Annotated in this window: 28 protein-coding genes and 2 pseudogenes; 16 read left to right on the top strand and 14 right to left on the bottom strand. The window is 51.2% G+C overall.

Annotated elements, in window-relative coordinates:
• Positions 1 to 8: 8 nt before the first annotated feature.
• Positions 9 to 1,127, bottom strand: coding sequence for a hypothetical protein (locus LIW51_RS37035; RefSeq protein WP_227380618.1), 1,119 nt, complete (start codon positions 1,125 to 1,127; stop codon positions 9 to 11).
• A gap of 773 nt (positions 1,128 to 1,900) precedes the next feature.
• On the opposite strand from LIW51_RS37035, the gene LIW51_RS37030 reads away from it, so the two are divergent.
• The 3 genes from LIW51_RS37030 (at position 1,901) to LIW51_RS39785 (ending at position 5,388) form a co-directional block, all read left to right on the top strand.
• Complete coding sequence (locus LIW51_RS37030; RefSeq protein ID WP_227380617.1) at positions 1,901 to 3,022, top strand: hypothetical protein; 1,122 nt, start codon at positions 1,901 to 1,903, stop codon at positions 3,020 to 3,022.
• A 1,822-nt stretch (positions 3,023 to 4,844) separates the two neighbouring features.
• Positions 4,845 to 5,069: a DUF433 domain-containing protein gene (locus tag LIW51_RS37025; RefSeq protein ID WP_227380616.1), complete on the top strand. Its 225-nt coding sequence runs from the start codon at positions 4,845 to 4,847 to the stop codon at positions 5,067 to 5,069.
• A gap of 130 nt (positions 5,070 to 5,199) precedes the next feature.
• Positions 5,200 to 5,388 (top strand): hypothetical protein, encoded by a 189-nt coding sequence (locus tag LIW51_RS39785; RefSeq protein ID WP_368411918.1) that lies wholly within the window; start codon positions 5,200 to 5,202, stop codon positions 5,386 to 5,388.
• A 359-nt stretch (positions 5,389 to 5,747) separates the two neighbouring features.
• Here LIW51_RS39785 and LIW51_RS37020 read toward each other — a convergent pair whose 3' ends face one another.
• Positions 5,748 to 5,975 (bottom strand): hypothetical protein, encoded by a 228-nt coding sequence (locus tag LIW51_RS37020; protein WP_227380615.1) that lies wholly within the window; start codon positions 5,973 to 5,975, stop codon positions 5,748 to 5,750.
• Between the two features lie 401 nt (positions 5,976 to 6,376).
• Between LIW51_RS37020 and LIW51_RS37015 the strand changes: the two genes are divergently transcribed.
• A complete protein-coding gene (locus LIW51_RS37015) occupies positions 6,377 to 6,694 on the top strand; it encodes a PadR family transcriptional regulator (protein ID WP_227380614.1) in 318 nt (105 codons plus the stop codon).
• 101 nt (positions 6,695 to 6,795) lie between these two features.
• Here the strand turns inward: LIW51_RS37015 and LIW51_RS37010 are convergent, their stop codons facing one another.
• Both LIW51_RS37010 and LIW51_RS37005 read right to left on the bottom strand, forming a co-directional pair.
• A complete protein-coding gene (locus LIW51_RS37010; RefSeq protein WP_227380613.1) occupies positions 6,796 to 7,074 on the bottom strand; it encodes a VNG_1110C family protein in 279 nt (92 codons plus the stop codon).
• Positions 7,075 to 7,390: 316 nt separating this feature from the next.
• The gene (locus LIW51_RS37005) at positions 7,391 to 7,618 is read right to left on the bottom strand and encodes a hypothetical protein (RefSeq protein ID WP_227380612.1); all 228 of its coding nucleotides are present in this window, start codon (positions 7,616 to 7,618) and stop codon (positions 7,391 to 7,393) included.
• 638 nt (positions 7,619 to 8,256) lie between these two features.
• Here LIW51_RS37005 and LIW51_RS37000 point away from each other — a divergent pair.
• Positions 8,257 to 9,213, top strand: coding sequence for a transcription initiation factor IIB (locus LIW51_RS37000; protein WP_227380611.1), 957 nt, complete (start codon positions 8,257 to 8,259; stop codon positions 9,211 to 9,213).
• A gap of 87 nt (positions 9,214 to 9,300) precedes the next feature.
• Here the strand turns inward: LIW51_RS37000 and LIW51_RS36995 are convergent, their stop codons facing one another.
• Together LIW51_RS36995 and LIW51_RS36990 are read right to left on the bottom strand one after the other, a co-directional pair.
• Entirely contained in the window at positions 9,301 to 9,534 is a 234-nt protein-coding gene (locus tag LIW51_RS36995; RefSeq protein ID WP_227380610.1) for a TRAM domain-containing protein, read from the bottom strand.
• Positions 9,531 to 9,683: a hypothetical protein gene (locus LIW51_RS36990; protein WP_227380609.1), complete on the bottom strand. Its 153-nt coding sequence runs from the start codon at positions 9,681 to 9,683 to the stop codon at positions 9,531 to 9,533. The genes LIW51_RS36995 and LIW51_RS36990 overlap by 4 nt, the downstream gene beginning before the upstream one ends.
• 1,957 nt (positions 9,684 to 11,640) lie before the next feature.
• Between LIW51_RS36990 and LIW51_RS36985 the strand changes: the two genes are divergently transcribed.
• From LIW51_RS36985 to LIW51_RS36975, 3 genes are all read left to right on the top strand, one after another.
• Positions 11,641 to 11,883 carry a hypothetical protein gene (locus tag LIW51_RS36985; RefSeq protein WP_227380608.1) on the top strand — a complete coding sequence of 81 codons (243 nt, stop codon included), beginning with the start codon at positions 11,641 to 11,643 and terminating at the stop codon, positions 11,881 to 11,883.
• Positions 11,884 to 11,948: 65 nt separating this feature from the next.
• Complete coding sequence (locus tag LIW51_RS36980; protein ID WP_227380607.1) at positions 11,949 to 12,305, top strand: HalOD1 output domain-containing protein; 357 nt, start codon at positions 11,949 to 11,951, stop codon at positions 12,303 to 12,305.
• A gap of 96 nt (positions 12,306 to 12,401) precedes the next feature.
• On the top strand, positions 12,402 to 12,689 hold the full coding sequence (locus LIW51_RS36975; RefSeq protein WP_227380606.1) for a hypothetical protein: 288 nt from the start codon (positions 12,402 to 12,404) through the stop codon (positions 12,687 to 12,689).
• A gap of 351 nt (positions 12,690 to 13,040) precedes the next feature.
• Here LIW51_RS36975 and LIW51_RS36970 read toward each other — a convergent pair whose 3' ends face one another.
• From LIW51_RS36970 to LIW51_RS36955, 4 genes are all read right to left on the bottom strand, one after another.
• Positions 13,041 to 13,241 carry a hypothetical protein gene (locus LIW51_RS36970; RefSeq protein ID WP_227380605.1) on the bottom strand — a complete coding sequence of 67 codons (201 nt, stop codon included), beginning with the start codon at positions 13,239 to 13,241 and terminating at the stop codon, positions 13,041 to 13,043.
• A 278-nt stretch (positions 13,242 to 13,519) separates the two neighbouring features.
• The gene (locus LIW51_RS36965) at positions 13,520 to 13,741 is read right to left on the bottom strand and encodes a hypothetical protein (protein WP_227380604.1); all 222 of its coding nucleotides are present in this window, start codon (positions 13,739 to 13,741) and stop codon (positions 13,520 to 13,522) included.
• Positions 13,742 to 14,072: 331 nt separating this feature from the next.
• Complete coding sequence (locus LIW51_RS36960; protein ID WP_227380603.1) at positions 14,073 to 14,684, bottom strand: hypothetical protein; 612 nt, start codon at positions 14,682 to 14,684, stop codon at positions 14,073 to 14,075.
• Between the two features lie 99 nt (positions 14,685 to 14,783).
• Positions 14,784 to 15,173: a TRAM domain-containing protein gene (locus LIW51_RS36955; RefSeq protein ID WP_227380602.1), complete on the bottom strand. Its 390-nt coding sequence runs from the start codon at positions 15,171 to 15,173 to the stop codon at positions 14,784 to 14,786.
• A gap of 284 nt (positions 15,174 to 15,457) precedes the next feature.
• Here LIW51_RS36955 and LIW51_RS36950 point away from each other — a divergent pair, with 284 nt between their 5' ends.
• The 4 genes and pseudogenes from LIW51_RS36950 to LIW51_RS36935 all read left to right on the top strand — a co-directional run bounded on the left by LIW51_RS36950 (position 15,458) and on the right by LIW51_RS36935 (position 19,245).
• The gene (locus LIW51_RS36950; RefSeq protein WP_227380601.1) at positions 15,458 to 16,213 is read left to right on the top strand and encodes a DUF7260 family protein; all 756 of its coding nucleotides are present in this window, start codon (positions 15,458 to 15,460) and stop codon (positions 16,211 to 16,213) included.
• A 15-nt stretch (positions 16,214 to 16,228) separates the two neighbouring features.
• Positions 16,229 to 16,707 (top strand): annotated as a pseudogene (locus LIW51_RS36945) (ImmA/IrrE family metallo-endopeptidase); the annotation flags it as partial.
• A gap of 50 nt (positions 16,708 to 16,757) precedes the next feature.
• On the top strand, positions 16,758 to 17,000 hold the full coding sequence (locus LIW51_RS36940) for a hypothetical protein (protein ID WP_227380600.1): 243 nt from the start codon (positions 16,758 to 16,760) through the stop codon (positions 16,998 to 17,000).
• 922 nt (positions 17,001 to 17,922) lie between these two features.
• A complete protein-coding gene (locus LIW51_RS36935) occupies positions 17,923 to 19,245 on the top strand; it encodes a Cdc6/Cdc18 family protein (RefSeq protein ID WP_227380599.1) in 1,323 nt (440 codons plus the stop codon).
• Between the two features lie 270 nt (positions 19,246 to 19,515).
• Here the strand turns inward: LIW51_RS36935 and LIW51_RS36930 are convergent, their stop codons facing one another.
• Together LIW51_RS36930 and LIW51_RS36925 are read right to left on the bottom strand one after the other, a co-directional pair.
• A complete protein-coding gene (locus tag LIW51_RS36930) occupies positions 19,516 to 20,031 on the bottom strand; it encodes a DUF7970 domain-containing protein (protein WP_227380598.1) in 516 nt (171 codons plus the stop codon).
• Positions 20,028 to 20,924 (bottom strand): ParA family protein, encoded by an 897-nt coding sequence (locus LIW51_RS36925; protein ID WP_227380597.1) that lies wholly within the window; start codon positions 20,922 to 20,924, stop codon positions 20,028 to 20,030. The genes LIW51_RS36930 and LIW51_RS36925 overlap by 4 nt, the downstream gene beginning before the upstream one ends.
• 804 nt (positions 20,925 to 21,728) lie before the next feature.
• Here LIW51_RS36925 and LIW51_RS36920 point away from each other — a divergent pair.
• Complete coding sequence (locus LIW51_RS36920) at positions 21,729 to 22,538, top strand: aldo/keto reductase (RefSeq protein WP_227380596.1); 810 nt, start codon at positions 21,729 to 21,731, stop codon at positions 22,536 to 22,538.
• Positions 22,539 to 22,822: 284 nt separating this feature from the next.
• Positions 22,823 to 23,632, top strand: a complete 810-nt coding sequence (locus LIW51_RS36915) for a TrmB family transcriptional regulator (protein WP_227380595.1) — start codon at positions 22,823 to 22,825, stop codon at positions 23,630 to 23,632.
• 5 nt (positions 23,633 to 23,637) lie between these two features.
• Here LIW51_RS36915 and sugE read toward each other — a convergent pair whose 3' ends face one another.
• Complete coding sequence (sugE, locus tag LIW51_RS36910; RefSeq protein WP_227380594.1) at positions 23,638 to 23,958, bottom strand: quaternary ammonium compound efflux SMR transporter SugE; 321 nt, start codon at positions 23,956 to 23,958, stop codon at positions 23,638 to 23,640.
• A 179-nt stretch (positions 23,959 to 24,137) separates the two neighbouring features.
• Between sugE and LIW51_RS36905 the strand changes: the two are divergent.
• Positions 24,138 to 24,628, top strand: a pseudogene (locus LIW51_RS36905) (MOSC domain-containing protein).
• 112 nt (positions 24,629 to 24,740) lie between these two features.
• Here LIW51_RS36905 and LIW51_RS36900 read toward each other — a convergent pair.
• Positions 24,741 to 25,925, bottom strand: coding sequence for a trans-sulfuration enzyme family protein (locus LIW51_RS36900; RefSeq protein WP_227380592.1), 1,185 nt, complete (start codon positions 25,923 to 25,925; stop codon positions 24,741 to 24,743).
• Positions 25,926 to 26,151: 226 nt separating this feature from the next.
• Here LIW51_RS36900 and LIW51_RS36895 point away from each other — a divergent pair, with 226 nt between their 5' ends.
• Positions 26,152 to 26,472, top strand: a complete 321-nt coding sequence (locus LIW51_RS36895) for an antibiotic biosynthesis monooxygenase family protein (protein WP_227380591.1) — start codon at positions 26,152 to 26,154, stop codon at positions 26,470 to 26,472.
• Positions 26,473 to 26,500 lie beyond the last annotated feature (28 nt).

The raw sequence follows: 26,500 nt of genomic DNA, 5'->3' as shown, positions 1-26,500 counted from the left end.
TACTCTTGTTAAGAAGAATCGTCAGAATGTGATTCAATTGGAGTCAACGGGTACAATTCCTCGTTCACCCGCACCATTCGGTAAGGAACTAACTCAGCATCCTTGCCGTACTTTTGAGCAATCTGATTCCCTTTTTCAACCAGGTCTCCAACAGTCATCTCTGTAAGCGGCAAGATGGGAGTTGATTCACCGGCCGACTCGTCGCTCAAACGCAAACAGTACACAGTCATGACGGTTGCATTTCCTAGGTTCAGATCGGGAGACAGTTGCTGGATTTCCTGAGACTGCTGTGAGAGAAGTTGTTGGGCACTGCTACCTGGCATGGTCATCTGATGAGTGGAATCATTGGATGTAGTCTCACCAGCAAAAGCGTCTTGATCACCCACCGTCGCTTCTGTCTCAGTTGATCCGACTGTATATTTCCCATTCCCCACGTCACTCTTAACCTGTCCATTAACGAATTCTGCGAGTTGATCAAGCAGATAGGCATGTTCCTTCCCTTTCTCAGTCAACGTGAGTTGATCGTGGGTTTTATCGAACGAAACCGCGCCACTTTCAACGAAGCGGTCAGCAACCTGCCGAATCTGTTTCTTAGATGTCTCCTCACCGATATCTTGGAGCCGCATTTCAACATCATGTACGACTTCATCGAGCCAAACAGGGGATGGTGTATCATCGATGTGGGCCAGATCACTACGATTGCCCAGAGAGTTCAGTAAGAAAAATGGGGTATCGCTCCGTGATTCATATAATGGAGATAGGAGTTCCCCAATCCGTTCTTTATCGCTCTCCGATCCCCAGTCAATCGAATCTATCTCCTCACCAAGATTGCGGATCATGTCGTCAATGAGGCTAATAACCTCCTCTCCCGTGCTGGTAACAGTGTGGTGAAGACCAGGCTTCACGACCAGGGACACGGGGGATTTTTCTAACGACAGGGTCTGAAAATATGATGAAACGGTTGATTGGTCACGATGAATAGTGTCTGCAATCTCTTTTTGAGAGTCTGTGGTACCGCTATAGACCAGCAGTATTGAGCCTAGGGTTTCAGGAGATATTGCTCGTAGAATTCTCGCAGCAATAACGAGCACATCTGTGGGGTAATCTCCTTCAATTGCGTTGGACATTCTGAGCGATATTATCCCAATGATTTGCCACAGGGATATGAGGACAATACCACCCGCTTCAACATGAATATTGGGGATTTTTGATCCAATATTCGAATACGACCCGAAAGTTTATCATACAACACGGAAATATGGATACTAGATGAGTACCTCTGCTCATTGGACCGGTCTCCTGATAATGGAGATCACCCGGGAGCAAAGGTCTGACAAGACTTTCCGGGCAAACTGCGAGCACCGTAAAAGTGCGTGTGAACGTTCGCACTTCCCGACAAAGTGTCTGAGGGTCCGTCGGGTGGTGCAATGCTATCACACGCTATTATCGTTCGTTGCTCGCTGGTTGTCACTTCCTGACACTTGAACGATGTCAATTCAAGCAACCAACCGAGACGCCAGCGACATGGCGTCAGTGCAAGTATCGCTCGCCGAGTTTCTTGAGGGTTCCGCCTGTGAGAACCTCGATGAATCAGAACCAGGAGAAACGGACGAAGTACCGCCAGAGATCGCTCGGTGTAACAACTTCAGAGACGATGTCGACTACACACAGACCGTCTTCGCCAGCGAACACGGCAGTTGCTATCACGGAATACAATACGAACAAATCTGTGCCTGTCCGAACACCTGTGGAACGAAAGTTACACTAGCAGAGGCTGTCAGGGAAGGATACACCGCCTGTGGAAACTGTGAATCGATTGACGTTCGCAAGGAAAAAATGAGAGCATGCGGCACGCGACCATCACGCGCACTTGCGCAGTCGAATGTAGAGGTGATTTTGTATGAGTGAGGCAGCGACGAGCACGAGCAGCGGGAATAAAGAGCATCAAATGAAATACTACGGCGACGAACGCGACAAGACGGAACGTGAGGCGATCAGCGCAGGGTTAGGCTGTTCGTTGTCCGCAGTTAACCGTGAAGCTATTGATCGGCTCTACGCTGATCTCTATCCCGATCTCGACCCGGAACACATCAGAGAAGGTCGTGTTTCCGAGGACGATCTGCACGCGCTTGCACAGGGCGACCTTTCGGTGGACGACCTCGAGCTTGACGAGGAGGACGCCCACGACCCGACCGACCGCGATCCCGCTCACTATTCGGCCCCGATCACACCGGACCAACTCGCAAGCGAGGGAGCGGAGTGTAGCTACGAAACCCTTCGAGACGCTGCTGGCGATCTTGTTGACGGTGGCTATTGGGGTGACGAGTTCGAAGTACATCCGAGTCGCGTTGGTGAAACGACCCTCCGGCAGAACCACAAAATCGCCTCTCGCATCCTTGCCGGGATGGCACGGGCAAAAACCACGAGCGGAATGATACCGGAAGCCGTCCTAGACGAGCTTGTGGAAACGCACTGTCTCCATCTCACCACGCGGTTCGATACCAAACGCGGCGAGCAACACATCCGAGAAACGTACGGCGACCTCGTTCGGTCACACTTCTGGCAACATCCCGACCCAGACAAAGATGTCTACTTTGTCTCGAAAGCCCACTACGTGAGTTCGGTCAAGGGGATTCTGGACGAGCAGCTTGACAGCGCAGATTCCGTCGAGCGAATCATGGGCGCACCGCTTGCGTCGCTGGTGAAGAACGTGCCCGCGATCTTCTCGCATGCGGAGTGGCAAGAGGCAACCGGCACGCAAAAATCCGAGCAAGAGTGGCATAGAGACCTTAGCACGTTTTTAAAACAAGCTATGATCGTTCGGCAGGTCGCACTCGATTTGAACGCGACAGAGTTGAACCCGCTCGATCTTGCGCTAGCGGAAGAAGCCAAAGACGAATGTCATCACCTGCTCCTGCTCGCCAAGCGCGCCTATGACCAGTACGAGAGCAACGTCAGAGGCTACCATCGCACTCGCGTCGAAGAGCATCACGCCCCGAGTAGCATAGACAAGCTACGATAGGCCGCTCAGCACCGACGCACGCCCGTTCAGTCCGTAGCGGTAGCTTTCCTTTTCACTTCGATCACACAGGGTTACACGCCGAAACAGCCCCAACTATCGGCACTGAGTCCGTCGAGCCAGCCGATTGACGAAGAAAATTGAGCCGAACCGTCACGAGCGCAACGGTCGAAGTGCAGTGACAAGTGTAGTTGGTGGATATCGCTCGATCTTGGTCGGAGAGTAGTACTACTTTGGTGAGGGAGAGGGAGAGCCAGTCAGGAAGAACCCGGTCACGTCATGCGATTAGAACGCTAATTAACGGAGTGGTACTACAATCACGAGAAACAATCTCGGTGGGGAGACGGAGAGAAAAGTATGAAGGCGGTCGATTGTCTGCGGTAGCAGCGCTGTGGGGCGCAGATCGGGAAAACGGGGAGAGCAGCGACCAAGGACGCTGCTACGGACGGACACGTCCGTCCGTTGCTTCGCATTCGCTGCTACGGATGTTATTAGTGGAATAGAGATAAAAAGGTTTTGATTTAGTTTATTCTGTGAAATAGACTAATAAGAGAGCATCCTAATAACTTTCCATGAGAGAGTTATTAAAACTCGCCAGAATGGCGGGGTTTCCGAGGGACCGCCCACACTTTTTCGCAGTAATCCCCACCAAACAGTTCCTCCGTGATTCTAGTACCACTGTCACCGAAAGGGGGAAGCGTCACTTGCATTCGATTGAGATCGTGCGTGAAAGATATTTTAGGACAGACATGGAAAGAGGTGAACGATGAGTGGGGATCGTCACAAACAGGCTGTTCGTGGACAAACACCGGACAGCCTTGATTTGCCTGCTGGTACAGACAACGTCATCGTGCCGGTTACTCTCCCACCGGCTGACCCTGTCTGTCACCTGATTGGCGAGGATGAATCGCCACTCTGTGCCAGCGAGGGCGCATTTCGTCAGATATCCGCGTCAGAAGCCCAATCGCTGGTTGATCGAGTCTGTCAAAACTGCCGTACACAGCATAGAGGAGCGCAACGGACGCGCCTCTGTCCGATGTGTCACGAGGCGATTCCAGCGAACCAGTTGCCCCAGCATATTCAGAAGTGCAACCGTGACGGGTAGCCCATCCTGTGAAGAGACTCGTTTGTCCCTTCTCCACCCATCAATCGAACAGTAAATAGATATTAATATTATATTTTTGAATACGTCGGAGCCATGTGCTTTTACAGTATGTGGTCAATGGTTAGATAATTTTAAGTTGGTGGAATGAGTTGTACAAAACAGGAGGAGAAGACCATGCCAGAATCCACTGCTAACCGAGACAATCCGCTCACAACCGACCCGTTTCAACAAGACCACGCAACATTAACACTCGGGAAATCAGGGAGTGGTCGAACACCCTCCCCGACTATGATCGAATACTGGCGATCGAAACAGCGAGAACAAGGAGGTGACGAGTAGCGGGAAGATTACACTGTCGTAATTATCCCTCGAACGCGGGGCGTAATCTTGCCCCGAAGCGGTGACGGAGGAATTCTCCACAGATGACAAGGGGGGCGCAAATTGCGCCCCCCTTCGATGCGGAACGAACGGTCGGCTACTGTGAAGTGTAATTACTCCCACTTTTCCTACCGCGCTTGCGAGGTGGAAAAAGGCAGGAAAATACTTCTGTCGTGATTACGCTTCACGTTCGGGCGTTAATTACGACAGTGTAATCTTGGCGGGATCGCGCCATGGAGAACCGTGAACGAGTGGACGGTTACCATCCGAGTAGACGAGCGAGAAAGAGCCACGTGATTACCAACCCGGATGTTCTAGAGAGTCCAGGGTCTCTGTTTACATATGAGCATCGTTCAGGACCCAGATCATAGTGATGGGGCACCGACCATCGAGGGGACGGGCATTCGCGTGAAGGATATCGCTGACGCGTATGAACATAGCGGCTACAGCCCGGACGAAATCACGCAACTGTACCCAGATCTCTCGCTGGGTGACGTCCACCGCGCGTTCGCTTACTACTACGATCATATCGATGACTTTCGGCCACCAGAATCAGCGTCTGCATGAGGCCAGTGTATTGCGACGAGAGTATTTGAATCCCAGTTGCTGATGGATCGCGAGTTGAGGGTGGACAGTGCGGACGGCGCGTGATGAAGGTACGCTGAGGAATCCAGATCGTGAGTAATTAGCGTATGCCGTGTCGAATGACTGGCTCTTGCTGACGTTCGACGATGACTTCTTATCCCTGGTTGAAGGTGAGGGGCTGGAGCACACAGGGATCCTCTATATTCAGCAAGCAGGACGACGGATTGGTGACGTAGTGAAACTAGTCGATGCACAGCTTGAAGAAAGGGAACCCGCTGATCGGGGGATTCACTACCTTTAGCCGACGTCGAGAGAGCGAATGACTCTGGACTAAGGTAGGGTAACGGTTCTTTTCCCAGGGTTTGAGCCTACCCGAGTGCTTCTCACTGGTTTTGCAGCGAAGACATTGTGAAGGTGGTACCCGCAGATGAGAGGAGACACCACCGTGTCAAGTGGGTCAAGTGGCAGGGATGGGCTGTCAAGTGCCAACCTGAGAAAAGATGATAGAAGCGACGCTTCAGACGCGAAGGGACATGATATTCGCACATGACGAAAACCATGTGGATCACACACATATGTCGATTGACTCGTATCACCATGTGAGGTCACTGGCTGAAGCGACGGATAAACAGGCCATAAGAGTCGCCAGTAGCCGATCAATCAGTAGTCGGTCAGCCGGAGCTTCCCTTCGACTTCATAGACATGGCCACGCATGTAGAGTCGTTCGATGATATCCTCGGCAGCAGGCTGATTCAGATCTTCTTCCTGTGCCAAGACATCGTAGGCGTACTCATAGGTGAGTTCCCCGTCGTTCGGAACTGCACTCATGAGTGCGTCGAGCGCTTCTTGCGCAAGTGGTGTGAGTGGCGGTCGCCGATTCGAAATCATCGATATGATCAAATACACGTACTACTGATGTAAATCCTCGGGGCAAAGCACACGCTTGTCTCTGTGTTGGTCGTGATGTTACAAGGGGAGCACACGGCGTGGGAGGATGGGGTAGGGGCACAGGTCCACGCCGTATACTGGATTACGACGACTGCAGTTACCTCTTCGAAGGCGATAGGTAAAGAGTTCACCCAACCAGAGCGGAAGTGAAACAAGATATTAACTCACAAATAGGCACATACAATAGTTACCGATTATCACGGTGCAAGAACAAGTCCAGTATAAAGTTAAATATTCATAGGTTAGAGGACTGTGAGTAGCGAGTGAGTTCCATACGGAAAGATTAGGATAGAGAAATCGAATTGAAAAGATTCATTCAGATGGAAACAGAAGAGAGTCTAATGGCTAAGACAACAGAGAAATCCACACTAGCAGCAGAGTTTAGTGATCTCACCGGGTTTCAACGCGATGCACTTGCGATACTCGCCCGTGACGGGCCCGCGTATGGACTCGCGATTAAACGCGCCTTGGAAGATGTGTATGAACAGGAAGTCAACCATGGCCAGCTGTATCCCAATCTCAATACACTCGTTGAAGCAGGCTATGTCGAAAAGAGTCAACGCGATAAGCGAACCAATGAGTACAAGTTAGCGGACGCAGGATACGAGCTACTCGAACAGCACCAGATATGGCTCACAGCCTGTCTCGATGGCGAATAGCGCACGGCTAACCAGGACAAGTACTTCGAACGAAATCCATTACTTCGACACACAGCCACTTTTCACAGAAGTGATTCTCGAAAGAGAAGGCACAGCGGGAATCAGTCGATAACAATCCCTTTCGCAGTGAGCCAGTTGCGTACATCGATGATGACGACAGGACTGCCGATCAGACGAACTGTGTCCTGTTCGTCGATGATGGTAATCATGAACTGACGTTCAAGATCGTTGCGGTAATCAGCCAGCCTACCTTTCGGTAACACGAGCTGTGTGTTGTCGCGGAACCAACTAGCGTCGGTCACTAGTTGAGCAACTGCAGTACTCAATGATGACGTTGCCGTTTCATGGCGCTGAGAGCGGAATTTTTTCGCGATTGGCACCACTATTCTGAGTCCCTCTACAGCATGGAGACTCGATTTACAAACTGCAATCGTCAGAGATGGCCATCACAAAGTAATCGATTTGAATAGACAGTCACCATCAACCAATGGTGGGAACTCTCACAGCCAGTCACGGCGACACTGTCGGAGTGATGGCGTCAGACAGTGTACCGTGCTGGTGGTTGTGAGAGTGCATCTAAACAATCGGGTGGAAGGCTAAAATGCATTGCGAAGGCACAAAATCTGGTTGTAGTAACTCATATACGTCGATCGATTATCCTTATCACTGTATTAATTCTTTTTGTTAAGTTTTTGATTAGGAGCCAGTGAATCGAAGCTTCCCTTCGACTTCGTACAGATGTCCTTCCATGTAGAGTCGTTCGATGATATCCTCGGCGGCGGGGCGCTCAAGGTCTTCTTCCTCCGCGAGAACTGCATATGCTTCTTCGTAGGTGAACTCGCCCTCGCTCGGGACTGCCGCCGTAAGTGCGTCAAGTGCTTCTTGTGCAAGTGGGGTGAGCGGCGATTCTCCATTATAGACCATCAGTACTGCTGGATTCGAGTCCGCAATAAGTAAACCCTCGGGACGGAGGGTATTCGCGATGCTGTATGATCCGTTGTGACAGAGGAATGAGCACATAGCGTGGAGAGATGGAGTACGATGAGTACGAGCGCTCATACCGCCTACTGGGGTACGTTGACTGCATTCCACGCTTGGTATTCGATGGAGAAAGAGCTCAGCCAACCAGAGCAAAAGTGAAACAAAACGCTGGCTCACAAGCTGGTTCTCTCGCCAGGTGCAGGTATTCGTCCACAATAATACAAGCCATTCTAGATGAAAATGAATTCACGACGTACCGAGTACCTGTCGGCTAGTATCAAATACTAACCTAGAATGGCCAACCAAATACGGGAGAACCAACTCGCCACGAAGTCAGCTACGCCGACCCATTGCGAAACCGCTCAATCGAAACCGTGGAGATATTATCATAGCCATTATCCCCACCGACCAGAGCGATGCGTCGACGTGTGCAGTGGTTGCAAGCGCGAACGAATCTCTGAGGGTTGGGTTGAATCAGTATGACATTGATAGTTAGTGACGTTATTTCGAGCTACCGTGCGACTCCGGCAACATACTGAGATTATCCGTACATTCAAGTGAGAAACTCAGAAGAAAGATGTATGACATCAATACGGCAACGGAAACAACAACAAACGGCCGATGAGACAAGCCAACAGAAAGAGCACGATCAATGTCCAGAATGCACGTCTGAAAAACTCATTCAGAGTGCCGATCAAGGCGAATTGGTTTGTCAAAACTGCGGGCTGGTCCTCGATGATTCCCATCTCGATCGGGGCCCCGAGTGGCGAGCATTCACACAAACTGAAAAAGACTCTAAATCGCGCGTGGGTGCACCGCTCACCCACCGAATGCACGATCGAGGGTTGACAACGACGATCGATTGGCAGAACAAAGATGTCTATGGACGAACGCTCTCGGAGCGAAAGCGGAAACAATTCCATCGGCTTCGCACTTGGCAGCAACGGATTCGCACAAAAGATGCAAGTGAACGGAATCTTCAGTTTGCACTGAGCGAAATCGATCGGATGGCCAGTGCCTTGAATCTGCCAGAGACAACCCGAGAAATTGCGAGTGTGATCTATCGGCGCGCACTGGCAGAAGATTTGATTCGCGGCCGCTCTATCGAAGGAGTGGCAACGAGTTGTTTGTATGCTGCGTGTCGACAGGACGGCATCCCACGGAGCCTCGATGAGATGCTCACTGTATCGCGAATCGGGGAGAAAGAACTTGGCCGCACCTATCGGTATATCGCGCACGAGCTGACATTGGAAATCGAGCCAACGAACCCGAAACAATTTATTCCACGGTTTTGCTCAGAGCTTGAGACGAGTACTGCAGTTGAAAATCAAGCACTCGAAATCCTCGAAGTGACACTCGAACAAGGCCTTCACTCGGGAAAGTCACCAACTGGGTTTGCTGCCGCAGCAATCTATGCAGCGTCACTCCTGTGTAACGAGAAATGTACGCAACCAGAAGTGGCAGAAATAGCTCACGTTACTGAAGTCACAATCCGAAATCGGTATCAAGAACAACTGGCAGCCTTTAATTCAGAGTAATCGCTTAGAAAACTAAAATGTGATTCGTACGAAAATTATCTTCAGAACAATGAGGAGAATACACACCGAAGAAACTGCGGCATATTATCAATCTTCGAGAACAGCAGCGACAGCGAACCGTTGCATGACACGCTCAAATTCAACAAACACTGTCTCATCAAGTTCCGTCTCTGGGACAAACAGGATATAGCCCCGATCGAGATACGCAATGCCATCACCCTTGGAGCCAATATCCTCGATGGTGACCTCTCGCCGTTCCCCTCTGAAACGGGCGGCGCTGAATGGGACGATTGGCGTGGTGGCGAGGAACCAGCGTCTCACTGAGGCAGAATCACGACACGAACTGTTCCATCGGGTGGAACTGCCCCAGTTTCGATTTCAACGGCAGGGACTTCGATGACGTGCTCGTCGGCGGCTCGTGTTACCGTCCCGCTATAGAGGCAGTGCATCTTCTCGGGGATCTCAACCATAGAATATCGATTATAATCCACCTCTATAAACATATAAGAACGTTCACCAAAGCAGACCTCGTTTTGTCTCGTTCGATCCGCATATCGACTGAATTATGCAGACGGTTCGTAGTCGAGGAGACGAGTGCTGCGATGTAAGGAGTGCAGTGAGCCACAGACATCAATTTATTGTCTTCTTTCAGCCCTCTTCTTCTGGCTCTACCTGGCGGATACTCGGAGCAGTTCGTTTCCTCTCGCGGCCTAGCCATTCAGTGAGATGGATCTCATGCCGCATCAAAATATATCAACTACTTCACTCAAAACGAGGGGTGTGTCGCTCGTGTCGACACCAATTTGTCACGGGTGAGGACATCCGTTCGCTTTCCGGCTCGCCTTGCTCGGTTTTCCGGCCGTCCATCGCGTCGCTCAATGCTGACTGGTTCAGGCGTGTGACTCGCTTCCATCGCTTCACTCCGGGCGCTCGTCGTTCCAGGCATACAGTTTACTACCAGCGAGTGAGTCGGACAGTTCCTGCGTTCCAACCGGTATCGGAACTCCCTCGTGTCGTTCCCTGGAGTCGCACCAGTAGCCACAATTAGTATCGTGGGCGGTGGCGAGAGTGAGCGGTTCAGTGCCGATGCTGTACGATGCCGCGTGAGAGCATGAGGATGAGATAAGGTGGTGACAGAGAACTTGGACTTCAGTCTGGCAGAACACCCGGAATGCGATCCAGATACCGAGAATGTGAGTCCACTTGGCATGCTGTTGTCCATCAATAACGCCTTCCACTCGTCCAGGAAACTTGGATTCGAATCCGAGCGTGCCCACTCTTACGGTATTGCTTGAATCACTGTTTCTACACACCAGGTTTCAAGTGAAAATCAGTATCTTGTTGGACGGTTTTTCAGCGGACACGCTGGTGTGTTGGTGGCTTTTAAGGAGGTGACGACTGGTCGTGACCAACTCGATAACGGTATGTGACCGCCAGCCATCAGCCCCGACCGTACGCTGCGGACACACCCCGTGTTCGATTTGTAAATTGGCGCTAAACGGTCGCGTCAGATCATCTCAGATGTCATCTTCCCACACAAGATGTCAGGTGAATCGACAGTCCATCACCAGTGTGTAGCAATACAGCATGCGCCGACGGATCGTCACCATCCCTGCGTTACTATACAGCATTCGCTGGCACGAATGCAGAGGAGAACGCATCTAGGGACGATTCTATTGACAATGATCGCTCGTGGTACCCGTCGAACCGTGGTAGAGATCATACCGAACACGAGTGGTCGAATTGGCAGGGAAGTCACGGAATGTGTTCACGGAACCGACGGATACGGTGGAAACGAGGGAAGAGGGGGTGTCCGCAATTCGGTCACGAAAACCAGTGACTCCGTCTTCAACTCGGCAAGACTGAGCAGATCAGTTGACGTTCTCCAGGCGAATGTGATTTCCCAAGTGGTGTGACTCACCGGGATTCCGCGTCGGATGAAGGGCTACTGATTTCCCGCTGTCCAAGCAAGAGACCTATGGATGCCCAGTATCAGTAATCACTTTTATCACGGACACCGCTGCTGAAACTGACCCGGAAACCCAGTTCAAACGGCTACTTGAACTGCCACTGAATGCGAAGCTCGTCTATACCATACTCGACCACGAGGAACCGGTTCACCTACCAGCAGCTCTGCGAACGAACGATGCTCTCATCCCAAACCGCCCACTACGCGTTAACCAGTCTAGAGTCCACAAACCTCATTGGCGAAAAGATAACATCCTGAACGTACGCAAAGCTCTATCAGTCGTATTCGGTGACCAGGTCACCTGAGTACTCCTCTCTATTCGCCGACCCCACGATCGTCGACGTCCACGTGAGTATCGGTGGTAGCTCATTGGCGGATAGCGGTCGTACGTCATGCGATCTCCGGCGCTTTAAGTGAACCTGGCACAAATCATCACGCACCGACGTGCGTGAACGCCCATGTGGAGGAATAAATCGCGGACGCTGCCCGATTGGATCGAAGACGCCTACGAGATTCTGGTGGCTCAGACCACCGATCGCCAAACAGAATTCTCCTACGGGCGGGCGCATGATCTGCTACTCGCCCACGAGGGGTTTCCGGACGAGCCAGCCGACGCACAGCATGCGATCGAACATCTACTCAACTACGGCTGGCTCTATGAGGTCGAAGACAAGCTCCGTATTACTGATCCGGAGCACTGATCTATATCAAGTAAATCCTGTCGTAAGCAACTATTACTCAACTTGATCGAGGCATAACAGCAACTATGCAGAGTGAACCAATAGCCAGCGAAACGACCAGTTGGTTTAGGAACGACACAGAACACTCTGGGCCGAGCCCACCACCACAGTACGCGTTGACAGCCTCATATTCAATCGAGCCGAACTGCTCACCGGTACTGTCTGTTGTTGAGGCAGTTGTTGATGTCATCGAGCCACCCGGTGGCCAGACCTCCCTGCGCTTGTACGAGCATGTCAACCCGGACGCGCTCGAGGGTCTTATCGTAGCCAGTTCAGAGAAGAAGAGTGACGTTGAGGTGCGATTCACGATTGAGGAGTATCTCATCGTCGTCCGTAGTACCAAGACCATTCTCATTTACGAACCACTGGAAGCACGACGATAGTTGGTACGTCCTGCTTTAAGTCGTTGCTCTAGTTATCGAGAGAGAACCACTGACGGAATTAGAAAGGTTAACACACCGTGCTGCGTGATACCACGTATGATCGACCGTGTGGAGAAAGAAGTGGACATGCTCGAACGGCACCTAGAGGTGTTCCTGATGGTTGTTGACCGCGAACCGATCGGGATTGTGAAAATGTCGAACGAAACGGGATTTGCTCATCACGAAGTGCGCTATTCACTCCGAAAACTGGAGGAAGAGTACCTGATCGACCCATCGAAACAGGGTGCAGTGACAACTGCCCAGACAATCTCGTTTATCGAGAACCTTGATGAGCAGATCGACGATATCAACAAGAAAGTCACTGCAATGAAAGCTGGAGTGTAAAGCGTCCATCCGGAGGGGTAGTCGACTCCCGTCTACTACTGACGGAGATCAGTCGCTTCGATGATGAAAAGCGCCAGTGGACGAGTTTGGAACTCGAAGATTAGAGGTGAGTAATTTTATGCGATGTCTGCAGATACTGGAATGAAAACCGATAGTGGTTGACGATCGCTGGGCAAAGAGGAAAGCCAATGGTTGGTACTCTCACAGCCAGTCACGGCACCAATGATAGAGTGATGGCGTCAGGCAGGGTGTCCGTGCTGGGATTGTGAGAGCGCGTCTCAACTATTGATTGGGAGCATAAAACTCATTCCGGAAACACAAATTCTGATTGTAGTAACCCACATACGCCGATCAACGGCGCCAGTCAGGTTGCCTGTGTTCTCCATTTAGATGTGTGGTCAAGAAGCCCGTGAGACGGAAGTGACCATCAACCTCGTACACATGTACTCTCATGTGCAGCCGTTCAAGAATATCCTCGGCAGCAAACCGCTCAAGGTCTTCTTCCTCCACGAGAGTTGCATACGCCTGCTCAGAGGTGAGCTCCCCTCTCATTCGGAACTGCTGTCGCGAGTGAGTTGAGCGCTTCTTGTGCGAGTAGTGTAAGTGGCGATTCACCATTTGAGACCATCGTTCTTGGACGCTCGAATGGAGAACATAGATATCAGTAGGTCAGCCAGTGCTCGATAAGTGTCACTGTAACAAGTCAAAACGAACACGCCTATCTGTGGTGAGCTGCTCAGCAAACCGAAACCTGTAATTGTGAGTCTAGCAATGAGAAAGAGACGTCGTGCTAGTCGATGAGACGAATCATGTGGACGAATCGTGATCACCTACTCGCCCGTAATCCGCAACTCTCCCTCGACTTCGTAGAGGTAGCCTCGATCTAACAACATTTGGAGTAGGTCGTCAGCCGTCACCTGATCGATATCCTGCTCGCTCAGACTGGTATAGGCCTGCTCACGGGTGAATGTCTCGTCCTGGTCAAACACCGCCGTGAGTGCGTCATACGCTTCATACGTTAGGGGTGAGAGTGATCGCCTGTCGTCGGTCATTGCTGGCTGTATGCCTCCTTTGGGAGCGAAGAGCGTAAGGATTCGGCTTCGAACACGAGCAAGACCAGCTTGCTGCGCGACTACTCCGCGTTCAGAGCAATGAAATTTGATATCCAAATTCGAGGCCATGGAAAGCAGACGCCGGGATAGCGTCTGCTCCACGATATTACAGACAGGCGTACAGTCCTGAACCGGGGTATTCACAGAGCAATACCACGGCATCACCCTGTGAGAGTTACTCACACATAGCGCTTACGATCAAACAGAAATAGTAGATGGGGGAAAGGGCAGGATTACATCCAAAGATTTCACATCCTCGATCCCTGACGGATCAGTTGTCACCAAGTGATGCATCAATCGCATCATCGAGCCCATCTTCAAATGAGTTACGGATGGGTTCGTCCTGCTCTGGCGCAGCAAGCGCCGCTTCAAATCGACGACGATAGCGATGATCGACCGCGTCGGCAGCATGCTCAGCGTCGAGGAGCATCCGATATTTCCGCACGGTACTCGGGCTCACATCAAGCGTCTCCGCAATGTCCGCCAGTGTGATATCTTCGCGGAGCAAATCACGGAGTCGATCAAGGTCAAAGGGACTATCGAAATCTGTGTCGCGGAAGAGTTGCAGATGAATACGAGCGCGTGCAACAGTTTTATCTCGACTTGCATCCCCTAGCTTGCGTGCGATCGCTGTATCTGAGTACTCATCAAAGAAGAGCCGGACAAGCTGCACTAACTCAGTGGTCGAAAGCGATGTTTGGAATTCATAGGTTGCTTTCATCTCTCGAATGATGTCACTGAGTGTTTCATCGACAGCGGACGTATCCTGAAGTATGCCAGGCGACTCTTCTTGTGCTTCAGTGACTGTGGGATCGTCAGCGACGTCCATGAAAATCTCGCGCAAGCGGTCAGTTTTCTTGCTTCCAGTATCGGTTTCAGTCATTCGTAACTGGAAGAGTTAACGACTGCCAGCATATCACCCTGTCGATCGATAGTGGTACGATGACACCGGAGAAGACAAAGTGATCACCTGTATTGGTCGCTACTCTTTGTCATCAAGAACGCTTGCAACAGCAAACCGTTGCATAACACGATCGATTTCGACATCCACCGTCTCACTAGGCTCTGTCTCTGGGACAAAGAGAACGTAACCACGGTCTAGATACGCAATGCCATCACCTTCAGCTCCGATATCCTCAATGGTGACGTTTCGCTGTTCGCCCTCTGAAACAGGCGGTTCTGGATGAGACGCTTGACAGCTTGTCGGAGTAGTGGCGTCTCTCTGTGGGCAAGTCGCGACGCGAACCGTTTCACCAGGTAGTATCGTTCCGGTTTTGATTTCGGCGGCTGGAATTTCGATCACATACTCGTCGTCGGATCGTGTCACAGTCCCGCTATAGAGACATTGCAAGTTCTCGGGAATCTCGACCATGAGTTACCGATGGTGATCCGTCTCTATAAACGTATGAGAGCGTTCACCACAGGATAGGCCAGCTTGTCCGGTTCAGTCTGTGATGCATGTACTGCTGTTCGCCAATCGAATTCCACAATAGTCGCAGAGAGTGCTCAGGTCTTTTGACTCTAGGGCGGTTCATGGGGATACCATAGTATTCTTTTTCGTATAAACTATGAAATTAATCATAGAATATAATTTGCTAGTGTTTCATGGCCAATAATGTATAGTACACTCCCCCTTTTGAATGTCAGTGTGTATCAATGGCACAGGGAAGAAAACAGTTAGTCGACCATACGTCACTTCCGAGAGCGCAGAGGCATCTTGCGAAAGAGGAATCCCAACTCAAGGCCGAAATCGAGGCCTTTGAGGCGTTTCTCGATCGACTCACCGAGATTCCGTCACACTCCTATCAAACAGACGGCGGAACACTGAAAGACACGTTTCACTCTCAGTCTCCGTCTGCACACGCGCCACAGGAAGCGGTTCAAACCGCCTATCGTGAGACGATTTTGGCAGTTGGCCACTGGGAAGACGCATACGGTGAAGAGACCACTCTCGAGAGTATGGCAGATGAATTCGGAGTCGATGTAGCAGTCGGCCTCACAGGTGGGTCAGCAACATGGTCGCCATTCATGTGGAATCAACTCCGACGTACAAGTGAGGAAGTCATCGAAACCCGCCAACGAACGCTAGATGTACTTACAGTGGAACGACGGCAACTTAGAGATCTGGAACGTTCTCTTGGGGACATCGGTGCCGAATTAGCTGCAATTGAACGAGGTCACTACTCATTTACTGATCGAAGCGATCGACTGAGGAGTATCGAGCGGCAGCTTGAGGAATTGGCACAGAAACACCAATCGTATCTGCAGCAGCGCCAGACGTCGAATGACACCCTTTTCTCGGCGTTTATATATGCAGCTCTCGAGACGGACTACCCAGGATTGGCGGCCCTCGCGACAGCCCGCGAAGTGCGTGATCGAATCGAACTCCGTCACTGGGCAGGCATGGTGTGATATTTTTTCGAGAGAACCGACGTAACGGGCGACGTCGCGGATCGCATGCCCGCGCTCCTCGATGTGGCAGATGACCTCAATGTTGGCGTTCGTACCGTCGACGCTGACGACTGGGAGCATGACGAGGCAAAGGGCGTCTGCACCAAGCGCAGTCCAATGGCCTGCCAGCCGGTCGTTGAGTTGAAAGCGCGGGAAAGTTAGCCCAATTTCGCCGTGACGCTCATCCACGAGTACGCCCACGCGCTGCTTCACTTCGATGTCGACGATGATTGTGAGCGGGTAAACGCGAAATCGAGGCGGAAGCAATTGCGTACTTCGTCGGTCGATACGTCGGGTTGGACACGAGTGGATCAGTGTTCTACCTCGCGACGTGGCAGGACGATGACTCCGAGGAGATTCAGGATCGACTCGGACGGATCAGCCAAACCACTGAGGAGATCATTGAAGTGATCGACAAGTGTGAGCCATGCGTCAGACAGAGGACGGCTCTTTAAACGTCTCTGGCACAAATCACCACACACCGACGAGACGAGCGTGAACATCCATGTGGAGGAATGAACCACGATCGCTGCCTGGCTGGATCGAAGACGCCTACGAAATCCTGGTCTCTCAAACCACCGATCGCCAAGTAGAGTTCTCTCATGAACGGGCACAGGAACTGCTGCTCGCGCATGAAGCGTTCCTGGACGAACCAGCCGATGTTCAGTATGCGATCGAACACCTACTCAACTATGGCTGGCTCTACAAGGTTGAAGGTAAGCTCCGCATCACAGATCCAGAATATTAATTGACTGTTTTCTGCTTCGTGCCCACTATTCAACAAACTGGCTAGATAGCGCTGTGTAGCAGAGGAAGACAGTATCGGTAATATGCTTGGTCGTTTGTGTTACGACCAACACTCCTTAATGATAGGGAACTAAGTTTTTTGGAGACAGACACCCCTCATTCGGAGTCGAAACCATTGATGACTATAACACAGTGAAATTCAAGTCAAAGCTCGGAAGGCGATGTACAGATAGACATTTACATCTCTTCAGATCACGCTTTTGTAGTTATCAAGTTCAAACAGAACAGGTATAATTTCCAGTTTGAGATGAATTCACGCATTCATACTCAATTGAGCTGAATTCTACTTGGAGAAATTTATGCGTTGGATTGTAATAAGCATTGCTGTAATTGCATTTTTGGAGATATTCTTAGAGCCTCTCTTGTATCTCTCAATAATACATGAACAAAAATCGACTCCGAATGAGGGGTGTCTCTGGCACTTCTTAAATCTGTTATTGATATGAATGGTAATTTGTAGTTCACTATAAAGCGTTTATAAATGTCCATCGACAGCAAATACAAATATAGATCCGAAATAATGTATATCTAACTGATCTCGAAAAGGATGTTATCCATCTCAATAACTCCAAGTCAGATGGGATTGGTTGTTGTCGGGAGTTGCTTGTCAATTTCATCCGTTTCCCTCGTTCTACAGTAAGGCTTCGACTCCGAACGAGGGGTGTGTCCCCAGAAGATTCGACTCCGAATGAGGAGTGTCTTTTTACCATATCGAGAGGAGTAGATCTATACCATCGAGTCCTAATCAGGTCAAATGTCGTAAATCCAATTCACTACAACGAATCCCCTCCCGTTGACTATCCCGCATTTCGACTCCGAATTGGGTCACTAGATTTATAACACTGGTAGTTGTTGAACCAAGCATGAAAGAGGATCAAGAGCAACTCACCGATTTCTTACAGGCGCCTGATGACCCTGCTAATGATCCACTCCTCGGCCTTGATCAAGAGTCAACTGACTCTGCATCCCAAATCTTTGCTCGTCGCGAGTTGCTCAAAGTCGGTACGGTTCCAGAAGGGGATCGTATTGTTGGACGAAATGAGGAGATTAAAGCTGTCGCCAACGAACTCAGGCATCTCGCGATGGGCGAGCCACCGAATCATGTGATGATTTACGGAAAAACGGGAACAGGGAAGTCACTTGTTTCCCGTCATGTGGTGAAGCGAGTTATTGATTCGGCGAACGCTCGTGGCATTAATGCGGGAAAAGTCTACATTGAGTGTAAAAGTAAGAACACAGAAACACGTGCCGCTCGTACACTTACTCAAGAACTTAATAGTACGGTCGATGAGTTACTCGACGCTGGTGAAAGCACGATTCGCGTTCCACGACGAGGTATTGGTGCAGGTGATTACTATGAGTATCTTTGGGAGATTCTTGACGAGTACTACGATGGTATAATCGTTATTTTAGACGAAATTGATAAACATAATGATAGTGACGAACTCCTTCACGAACTTTCTCGTGCCCGTGAAGCAGATCATACCGATGCTCACATTGGTATTGTTGCTATTTCTAATAAGATCCAATATAGAGGGAGGCTTAATGAGCGTGTCAAAAGCTCAATGAGGAATAAAGACTTCATATTTGAACCCTACAGCGCTTCTGAACTCGTAAATATCATGGAACACCGTCGAGATGCCTTTCAAGAAGGTGTCCTTACGGAAGGCGTAATACCGAAGACGGCAGATCTCGCTGCTCAAGAGCATGGTGACGCTCGAAAAGCAATTGATGTACTCCGAATTGCGGGAGAAGTTGCGGAGAATGAAAATGCCGAACAAATCCTTGATCGTCACGTCGAAGAAGCACAAACACATGCAGAAGTAGATCGGCTGACAGATCTTCTAAAAGCTCATCCGCCTCAGGCAAAATTTGTCCTTTATTCGCTCATGAAACTCACAAATTCAAACGATAGGCACGCCTTTTCCACATCCGATGTCTATGACCGCTATAATCTGGTTGCCCGCGATGTCGGTGTGGATGTGCTTAGTTTTGACCGCGTCTATCAGATTTTAAAAGAGTCCGCGTTTCTTGGCGTCACTGAATCCCAGAAGATCAGCGGCGGCCGTGAGGGCAATTATCTCGATCATACATTACTCCGCGATCCCGATGTGGTACTTACAGCGCTTTTAGTCAATGAAGATCGGCTCAAGAAGTTAGAGGGTGATTTCACGCCACCAACATAACGCTTTCCGTGATTCTCGACTCCGAACGAGGGGTGTCTGACGAACGTCCGACCATACTTTCATATCTTAAATAGACTAAACAACGAGATCACTTGAATTGACAACTGCAGTTTAGAGGTATTAACAGAGTCTATCCTAAAACGAGTGGCAGTTGGGAGTGACCGATTCGAGTCTGGCAAAGGCACCCAGTTACAGTTTGTCGGCTATCTCTTATACAGAACTCAGAAGATTCCAACGAAACTCTAGCAGCGCCAAAAGCACAAAGCGGTTTTACGAACTATCGTCGGTCGTGTACCCCATCTTGAGAAGCTCGTCGAGAATATCATCGCGATTCCGAAGTGCAGCACGATACACCGCCTCACGAACGTCGAACTTAGGAATAGACCGACCGAGCTCTGATTCGACATCCGTAATGAGATCTCGTTCTCCGTCGACAACGTCGTCGTGAACGAAAAATGTTAGACGATCATCACGTTCATATTGGACAGACTTATCGTGTACAGCTCGCCGGACGATGTATGACTGCTGTTGTTTCGATGAATTACTCGAAGTAGACGGAGCTGTGGATGGGGCTGAGGCGGAGTCATCCTCGGACATGGTGTTCGTTGTCGACACGTACGACGTCTCCTCAGTTCGTTCGTTCTCTTCATCAGTGGTCGATTGATTGGGATCGGTAGCAGGGTCTGTTTTACTCTCGCTTTCTCCATTTTCTTCGTCTGCTGCATCCGTCTCGTCACTCTCATCGTCCCAGAGGTCGTCTCCGGATCCTGATTTTAATCCAGTCATGCTTGAACCCTCACGTCGTCGCGTTCAAGACTACCTGATTCCGGTGGATCTGGCGCTTCAATACCACCTTCAGTTTCGAGATGCCGAGCGATGTCATCGAACTTTGCCAGCGTTTCTAATTCATAGTCACGTTCTCGGTTCCGGTGCTCGCGCACGTACGTATACGCACTACATTTTTCACGCCAGCACCCCTCAAGCAACGACGTGCGGTCGCGGAGGACGACCGGCACGTCGAACCCCTGTGTTTCGATCTCCTTGATAATAGCATCTTGATCTCGCGTCCCTTTAACCCGATTTGGGATAGCAGCGAGTACGCCAATATTAATCTCTAATTGATCTTCGAGATTCGTCACGAGGTCATTGAGCCCACTTACCGATGCTTGTCCTTTTCCGGAGGGCTCTACTGGCATTACGAGATTGCGAGTTGCATCCAGTGCATTGTAGAGGTGTGGTCCCGAACTCGCAGGCGGGTCGACTAAGAGAACGTCGTAGTGTTTGTGAACTTCTGCTTCTCGAAGAACACGCTGGAGCTGGGTCCACATCGGGAATGATTCGCCGAAGTCGCTTCGTGCCTCCTGTTCTTTCCGTAGTGTTTCACCCAGATCTTCGAGTCGGTTGTGCTCTGGTATGATATCGACTCCTTGTTCGACAGTTTCGATAAGATTCATGAACTCGCCTTTTCCTCGGTCGACGAGGTGGTGGACAAGCGTGTCGGCATTGCTGTCTGCGCGGTTGTGGTCAACATCAAAGAGGTAACTCAGATCACCGTCTTGTGGATCCAGCGGAACGGTGAGGACGTTAAGTCCGGCTCTGGCGTGCGCAACCGCTAAGTTTGCAGTGAGAGTCGTTTTGCCGACACCGCCTGCTTCGCTGTATACCGCGTACGAGAGCATATATGAATACCATTGATGACTTCGTTTATAAGTTTTCGTCAGACAATTCATTTACATCACTCCTTTGCTGTCTCCATTTGCAACATGCATTTGCAACAACCGTTTGTAACAAACAACCTAAACATCTAGTTAGAACACTCACACGAAACAAACGCTTACAGTAACTAAATGTGTTAATCGTTAAGCGCAACTATTTGTACTATGGATTCACAGCAACTAGATCCATTAATAGCTTATAACTAACTGCTGAATGAGCCCATCTTCTATTACAAACAGCTGTTTGCAACAATTGTTTGAATTGAGTACTACACACGGTAGAGTTACTCAATCACAGCCAATAATTGCTCACGTATGAACTAATGGCATATCTGTCGCTATCGCGAAACTTGGAGGTAATTCCACAGAGCAACTCGGAGATTTCTACTACCTTTCTCCGCAGCGGTCTTTTCTTTAGAAGTGCTCCTATGTTTATTGGATCCACGCTATATTTTGGCCGGAAAAGCCACAGTGTCGGTGAGGCTCGGGTTTTGTGCTTCCCCGAGGGCGCCGTGATGGCCAATTCCACTTCCGCTTAGATTTGAATGCGGAAGTAGATCACACACCACCACTTCCAATGTAGACACACGATATATATCCTCTACTTGCCGGTTAGCCGCATTTCAGAATTCATAAATCGTATATCGCTACATGAAATGGATCGGAGAATCGTCACCGCATCGTTCGATCCATCCGATGCAAAGATGAGAGATACTCCGGGCGAGCCGTGGCGTATCTTCTTGCAACTGGCCGCTGAAGCAACGGCGTATGGAATACGTAACTACCCAAGGTGTGGACGTCCCAGCACTGGGCTTCGGGACGTACCCGATGAGAGGCGAGACGTGTCAAACCGCCGTCCACCAGGCGTTGGAAACCGGGTACCGGCACGTCGACACGGCCCAGATGTACAATAACGAGCGGGCAGTGGGCCAGGCAATTGCGGCTGCCGACGTGCCGCGCGACGATATCCTCCTCGTGACGAAGATCCTCCGCCAGAACCTCGCGCACGATGACGTCCTCGAGTCCGTCGAGGAAAGCCACGAACGGTTGGCCACCGACATCGATCTGCTGTTGATTCACTCCCCGAGTCGTAGCATCCCGATCGAGGAGTCGATTGCGGCGATGAACGACCTCCAGGAGCGGGGAACAGTCCGGCACATCGGGGTCAGCAACTTTTCTGTCGGCCAACTGCAGGACGCAATCGCGGCCTCCGACACCCCGATTCTCACCAATCAGGTGGAGTATCACCCGTTCAAGGAGCAGGCCGACCTGCTCGAGTTCTGCATCGAAAACGAGGTTATGCTGACCGCCTACAGTCCCCTTGCGGAAGGCCGGGTCATCGGCAACGACCGCCTCAAGGGGATCGGCGCTCGATACGGGAAGACCGAAGCCCAGGTCGCGTTGCGGTGGCTCCTCCAGCAAGAACAGGTCTCGGCAATCCCGAAGGCATCGAGCCCCGCACACATCCAGGCGAACTTCAACGTTTTCGACTTCGAACTCACAGACGAGGAGATGACGCAGATCTTCGATCTCCAGGGCGGGCTTCTCACCAGGCTCCAAACCGCACTTGGTCTCTGACCCAGCAACGGTGTGGCGCTGGGTCACCGGCAGGGCGACGTAGTGATTCGGGCTCCCACCCGTTTGATCCTATTCCCAAATCCGTCCACCGTGCCTTCGAGGCAGCAGCCCCGCCGAAACCAAGCACCGACTGCGGAGTCCAGCAGGCCGGCTGATGCGAGCTGAGTTGGGAACGGGTGTAACGACGGACGCTCCACTCATGCAGTGAGAGTAGCAGTCTCAACTTCTGCCGGCCTCACGGGGTAGTATCAGAGTTTATCACAACGTAGAGTCGAGAACAGGATATGACGTCACTTCGTGATCTCGGACTCTCAAGCTATGAGGAAAAAGCATATCGTGGGTTGTTGACGCTCAGGTCGGGTACTGCAGAAGAAATCTCAGAAGCGAGTGACGTCCCGATGGGCCGGATCTACGATGTTCTTTCCAGTCTCGAATCACAGAACGTTGTCCGTCGTCAACCAGACCGCCACCCACGAACATATGTTGCTGTCGAACCTGACCGCGCTGTTGACCGCTTGCTCACGGCACGTCGCCGTGATCTTCAACGACAACAAACGCAGTATGAAACGGTCGCAGCGGATGTTCTCACTGAGTTGGAAACCATTGCTCCGGTGGAAGGTCATTTCTGGCCTGCGACCGTCGGTCAGGACGAAATTGCAGAGTTACTGGCTGATCGATTGGATGCCGCTACCAATAACCTCGTAATCACTGCAACCACAACGGCTGGTGGACTCTTCGGCTTCGAAGAAGTATATACACAGACGATTGACCGCCTCGCTGATACGCTCGAACGTGGTGTCAGCGTTCGATTCCTATTTACGAACCGACTTGTTGAAGAGATGCCTGACTCGCTCGTTGAAGAGCTAGACCAGCTTCTCGATGTCTACGAGAACTTTGAGCTTCAGACGACAGCCACGCTCTACAACACCTACGATGTTGTTGATGAGAAAAATATCTGTGTATACGTCGCGAATCCATTCAATCAAAATTCAATCCTTGGGACGGTCCAAGTGACCAATGAGAACATCGTCCAGTTCGTCCAGAATCAATGGCAACCCCGGTGGAAGGATGCCTCCAGTATTGAGAGTAGCTGAACTGATCAGTGACCACTAGTGAGTTTTAACCCGGCAACACCAGCGATGATGAACCCGATGAATAGAAATCGAGACACATTTCGCGGTTCTCCGAAGAGGAGAATTCCAGCGATAGCAGCCCCAACTGCTCCGATGCCAGTCCAGACAGCATAGGCTGTTCCGATTGGGAGTGTTTTGACCGCTTGTGCGAGCAATCCCATACTTATTATCATCGCAATAACAGTCAATACGCTGGGAACAGGGCGAGTGAAGCCTTCAGTGTATTCAAGACCGACCGCCCAGCCAATCTCAAAAATGGCAGCAACGAGGAGATATGTCCATGACATGGATGAAAATTTGGAGAACGAGAGAATAACGATTGTCAATTTTATCGCATCTTGTTATGTGTTTATTGAGATATCGATGAATACGTCTACCACCACCAGTGAAGTAACGTTGTGGCATTTACCTGGCCGACAATACCTACACCCGTACGCTTATATTCCTGTCAAACAGCATAGCACACATGACTAGGAGTGGCACCGTCGAACGGATTTTTACTGCACCTGAAGCTGAAGTTGAGATGGAAGAACAGACCGACGTTGAAGCGATCGCCAGGAAGGGGCTCCAAGGTGATCGCTACTTTAGCGAGATTGAGACGGGAACTTTCGTCGACTGGGAGCCAGATGAGGAACGCCACGATGGGTACGACCTCACGTTGATCGAGCAGGAAGCTGTTACAGCAATCGAACGTGAAGCGGGAATCGAACTCGCACCGGGAGAACACCAACGAAACATCGAAACACGTGACGTCGCACTCAATCATCTCGTTGGACAACGATTCCGGGTCGGTAACGCCATCTGTCGAGGGGACCGCCTGTGTGAACCATGTAATCATCTTCAGCGCATCACTCATGATGGCGTATTGCAGGCACTCACTCACCGCGGAGGACTCCGAGCGGACATTCTTGAGGATGAATAATTCGTCCCAGAGACGTCATTGAACCGCTTGAGTAAGCCGTATTTTCGGTTGAAAACGATTCGTATTCCCGCTTCGCCGCTGCCACGACCATTGGACAATCGAGTCGTTTGCAGATCGGGATAGTTGAGCGGAAAGGGGGATGCGCGCCTACGGCAGCGCTGTCCGGAGATCCTCACAAAGGTCGTCGGCGTCTTCGAGGCCAACCGACACCCGAACCAGCGTCTCCGGGATCTCCGCCGTCGCCTCCCCATGGCCAATCTCGTCGGGAATCATCAACGACGGCACCTCAATCAAACTCTCCGTTCCACCAAGGCTTGCCCCCGGTGTAAACACCTCGAGTCCCTCTATGAACGCTTCAAGCTCAACCAGCGTACCGTCAAACTCGAACGACAACATTCCACTATACCCTGACATCTGCTCACTCGCAAGCTCGTGTTGCGGGTGACTCTCCAATCCCGAATAATAGACACGCGCCACTCGATCGTGGCTTTCGAGGAACTGCGCAACCGCCATTGCGTTGGTCTCGTGGTGTTCCATCCGCGCCGGTAGCGTCTTCACCCCTCGCGCAACCAGATAGCAGTCAAACGGTGACAGCATATTTCCAAGTCCGACCCGCTGCGCGAACGCTAACTGCTCAAAGGCTCCTTCGTCGTTGGTGATGATGGCCCCGCCGATCGAGTCGGAATGCCTGTTGAGGTACTTGGTGATGCTGTGGACGACAATGTCGGCACCCAGCTCGAGCGGTGCTTGGAAGTACGGACTCGCAAAAGTACTGTCAACTCCGAACGGGATGCCGTGATCGTCGGCGATGCCGGCGATTGCCTGAATGTCGCACAGCCGTATCAGCGGGTTGGTCGGCGTCTCTGCCCAAATCAAGTCGGTCTCTGAATCGACTGCCGCCGCAACGTTTTCGGGGTTGCGAGCGTCGACGAAGTCCACGTCGACGTTGAGGTGTCCGGCAGCGAGTTCCGTGAGCAGTTTTTCGGTGCCACTATAGATGGAGTCTGAGGAGACGAGGTGGCCTCCCGGCGGTACCAGTGACAACATTGTTGTCGAAGTAGCGGCCATCCCCGAGGCGAACGCCAACGCATGCTCGCCACCTTCGAGGCGAGCTAACTGCTCTTCGAGGACTGCCCGCGTCGGGTTGCTCTCACGTGAGTAGTCGTGTTCGTTGGCATTGTCCCCACTAGCCCACTCGAACGTGGTCGAGAGGTGGATTGGCGGGACGACATCGCTCGTGCCACCTCTGTGGGGGCGCGTCTCGGTCTCAGCGGCGCCGACGGCAATAGTTGCGAATCGGTTCTCGTTTGACTGGTCATCGTGTTGTGTCATAGGTAATTCACCACAGGACTCACTCGGAGGGTGGTACAGGCCTCCGATATGGTTGAATTGCCCATAAGAGTGTTCTCTGAAGCGATGGATAGTTGCGGGGTTCCAGGCGAGACTAGCCAGAGACGAAAACGTGAGAAGGACGTTAGGTCAGCGAGTATTCAGTGGCGAAAGGTTGCGTCCACGGAAGAGAATTATCTTATCCGCGCAGGTGAGTGAGTAGGTAGTAATGTATCTCGTTACGTTCCGCCTTGATCCAGGGGAATACGATGAGGAGTTTCAGAAGTTGAACGACGCGATACAAGCGGCTGCTGAAGATACGGATGGGTATCTCGGTAAACGCACGTGGAACGCCCCGGAGAGTGAGGAGATTCTCGTTGTGTACTACTGGGAGTCACTGAACGCGCTCGAGTCATTTGGAGCGGATTCAGACCACAAACGGGCGAAGCAGCGGTGGACTGAGTGGTACGACGCGTACGAGGTCACCGTTACAGAAGTGCTCGAAACGTACGGGAGTGGCTTCGGTGACGACGCAGCCCCACCCAAGTAGTATACCGAGGCTCTGTTGGGTGTCTGAG

Origin of the sequence: Haladaptatus halobius (assembly GCF_020618475.1) — an archaeon.
Lineage (GTDB): Archaea > Halobacteriota > Halobacteria > Halobacteriales > Haladaptataceae > Haladaptatus > Haladaptatus halobius.
The sequence above is the reverse complement of the archived record's forward strand: the minus strand, read 5'-3'. Positions and strand labels throughout refer to the sequence as shown.

What these genes read in the sequence shown, in the direction of transcription:
- LIW51_RS37035 (WP_227380618.1), bottom strand. Translation starts at nt 1,127, where the DNA reads ATGTCCAACGCAATTGAAGGAGATTACCCCACAGATGTGCTCGTTATT.
- LIW51_RS37030 (WP_227380617.1), top strand. Translation starts at nt 1,901, where the DNA reads ATGAGTGAGGCAGCGACGAGCACGAGCAGCGGGAATAAAGAGCATCAA.
- LIW51_RS37025 (WP_227380616.1), top strand. Translation starts at nt 4,845, where the DNA reads ATGAGCATCGTTCAGGACCCAGATCATAGTGATGGGGCACCGACCATC.
- LIW51_RS37020 (WP_227380615.1), bottom strand. Translation starts at nt 5,975, where the DNA reads ATGATTTCGAATCGGCGACCGCCACTCACACCACTTGCGCAAGAAGCG.
- LIW51_RS37015 (WP_227380614.1), top strand. Translation starts at nt 6,377, where the DNA reads ATGGCTAAGACAACAGAGAAATCCACACTAGCAGCAGAGTTTAGTGAT.
- LIW51_RS37005 (WP_227380612.1), bottom strand. Translation starts at nt 7,618, where the DNA reads ATGGTCTATAATGGAGAATCGCCGCTCACCCCACTTGCACAAGAAGCA.
- LIW51_RS37000 (WP_227380611.1), top strand. Translation starts at nt 8,257, where the DNA reads ATGACATCAATACGGCAACGGAAACAACAACAAACGGCCGATGAGACA.
- LIW51_RS36990 (WP_227380609.1), bottom strand. Translation starts at nt 9,683, where the DNA reads ATGGTTGAGATCCCCGAGAAGATGCACTGCCTCTATAGCGGGACGGTA.
- LIW51_RS36985 (WP_227380608.1), top strand. Translation starts at nt 11,641, where the DNA reads ATGTGGAGGAATAAATCGCGGACGCTGCCCGATTGGATCGAAGACGCC.
- LIW51_RS36980 (WP_227380607.1), top strand. Translation starts at nt 11,949, where the DNA reads ATGCAGAGTGAACCAATAGCCAGCGAAACGACCAGTTGGTTTAGGAAC.
- LIW51_RS36975 (WP_227380606.1), top strand. Translation starts at nt 12,402, where the DNA reads ATGATCGACCGTGTGGAGAAAGAAGTGGACATGCTCGAACGGCACCTA.
- LIW51_RS36970 (WP_227380605.1), bottom strand. Translation starts at nt 13,241, where the DNA reads ATGAGAGGGGAGCTCACCTCTGAGCAGGCGTATGCAACTCTCGTGGAG.
- LIW51_RS36965 (WP_227380604.1), bottom strand. Translation starts at nt 13,741, where the DNA reads ATGACCGACGACAGGCGATCACTCTCACCCCTAACGTATGAAGCGTAT.
- LIW51_RS36960 (WP_227380603.1), bottom strand. Translation starts at nt 14,684, where the DNA reads ATGACTGAAACCGATACTGGAAGCAAGAAAACTGACCGCTTGCGCGAG.
- LIW51_RS36955 (WP_227380602.1), bottom strand. Translation starts at nt 15,173, where the DNA reads ATGGTCGAGATTCCCGAGAACTTGCAATGTCTCTATAGCGGGACTGTG.
- LIW51_RS36950 (WP_227380601.1), top strand. Translation starts at nt 15,458, where the DNA reads ATGGCACAGGGAAGAAAACAGTTAGTCGACCATACGTCACTTCCGAGA.
- LIW51_RS36940 (WP_227380600.1), top strand. Translation starts at nt 16,758, where the DNA reads ATGTGGAGGAATGAACCACGATCGCTGCCTGGCTGGATCGAAGACGCC.
- LIW51_RS36935 (WP_227380599.1), top strand. Translation starts at nt 17,923, where the DNA reads ATGAAAGAGGATCAAGAGCAACTCACCGATTTCTTACAGGCGCCTGAT.
- LIW51_RS36930 (WP_227380598.1), bottom strand. Translation starts at nt 20,031, where the DNA reads ATGACTGGATTAAAATCAGGATCCGGAGACGACCTCTGGGACGATGAG.
- LIW51_RS36925 (WP_227380597.1), bottom strand. Translation starts at nt 20,924, where the DNA reads ATGCTCTCGTACGCGGTATACAGCGAAGCAGGCGGTGTCGGCAAAACG.
- LIW51_RS36920 (WP_227380596.1), top strand. Translation starts at nt 21,729, where the DNA reads ATGGAATACGTAACTACCCAAGGTGTGGACGTCCCAGCACTGGGCTTC.
- LIW51_RS36915 (WP_227380595.1), top strand. Translation starts at nt 22,823, where the DNA reads ATGACGTCACTTCGTGATCTCGGACTCTCAAGCTATGAGGAAAAAGCA.
- sugE (WP_227380594.1), bottom strand. Translation starts at nt 23,958, where the DNA reads ATGTCATGGACATATCTCCTCGTTGCTGCCATTTTTGAGATTGGCTGG.
- LIW51_RS36900 (WP_227380592.1), bottom strand. Translation starts at nt 25,925, where the DNA reads ATGACACAACACGATGACCAGTCAAACGAGAACCGATTCGCAACTATT.
- LIW51_RS36895 (WP_227380591.1), top strand. Translation starts at nt 26,152, where the DNA reads ATGTATCTCGTTACGTTCCGCCTTGATCCAGGGGAATACGATGAGGAG.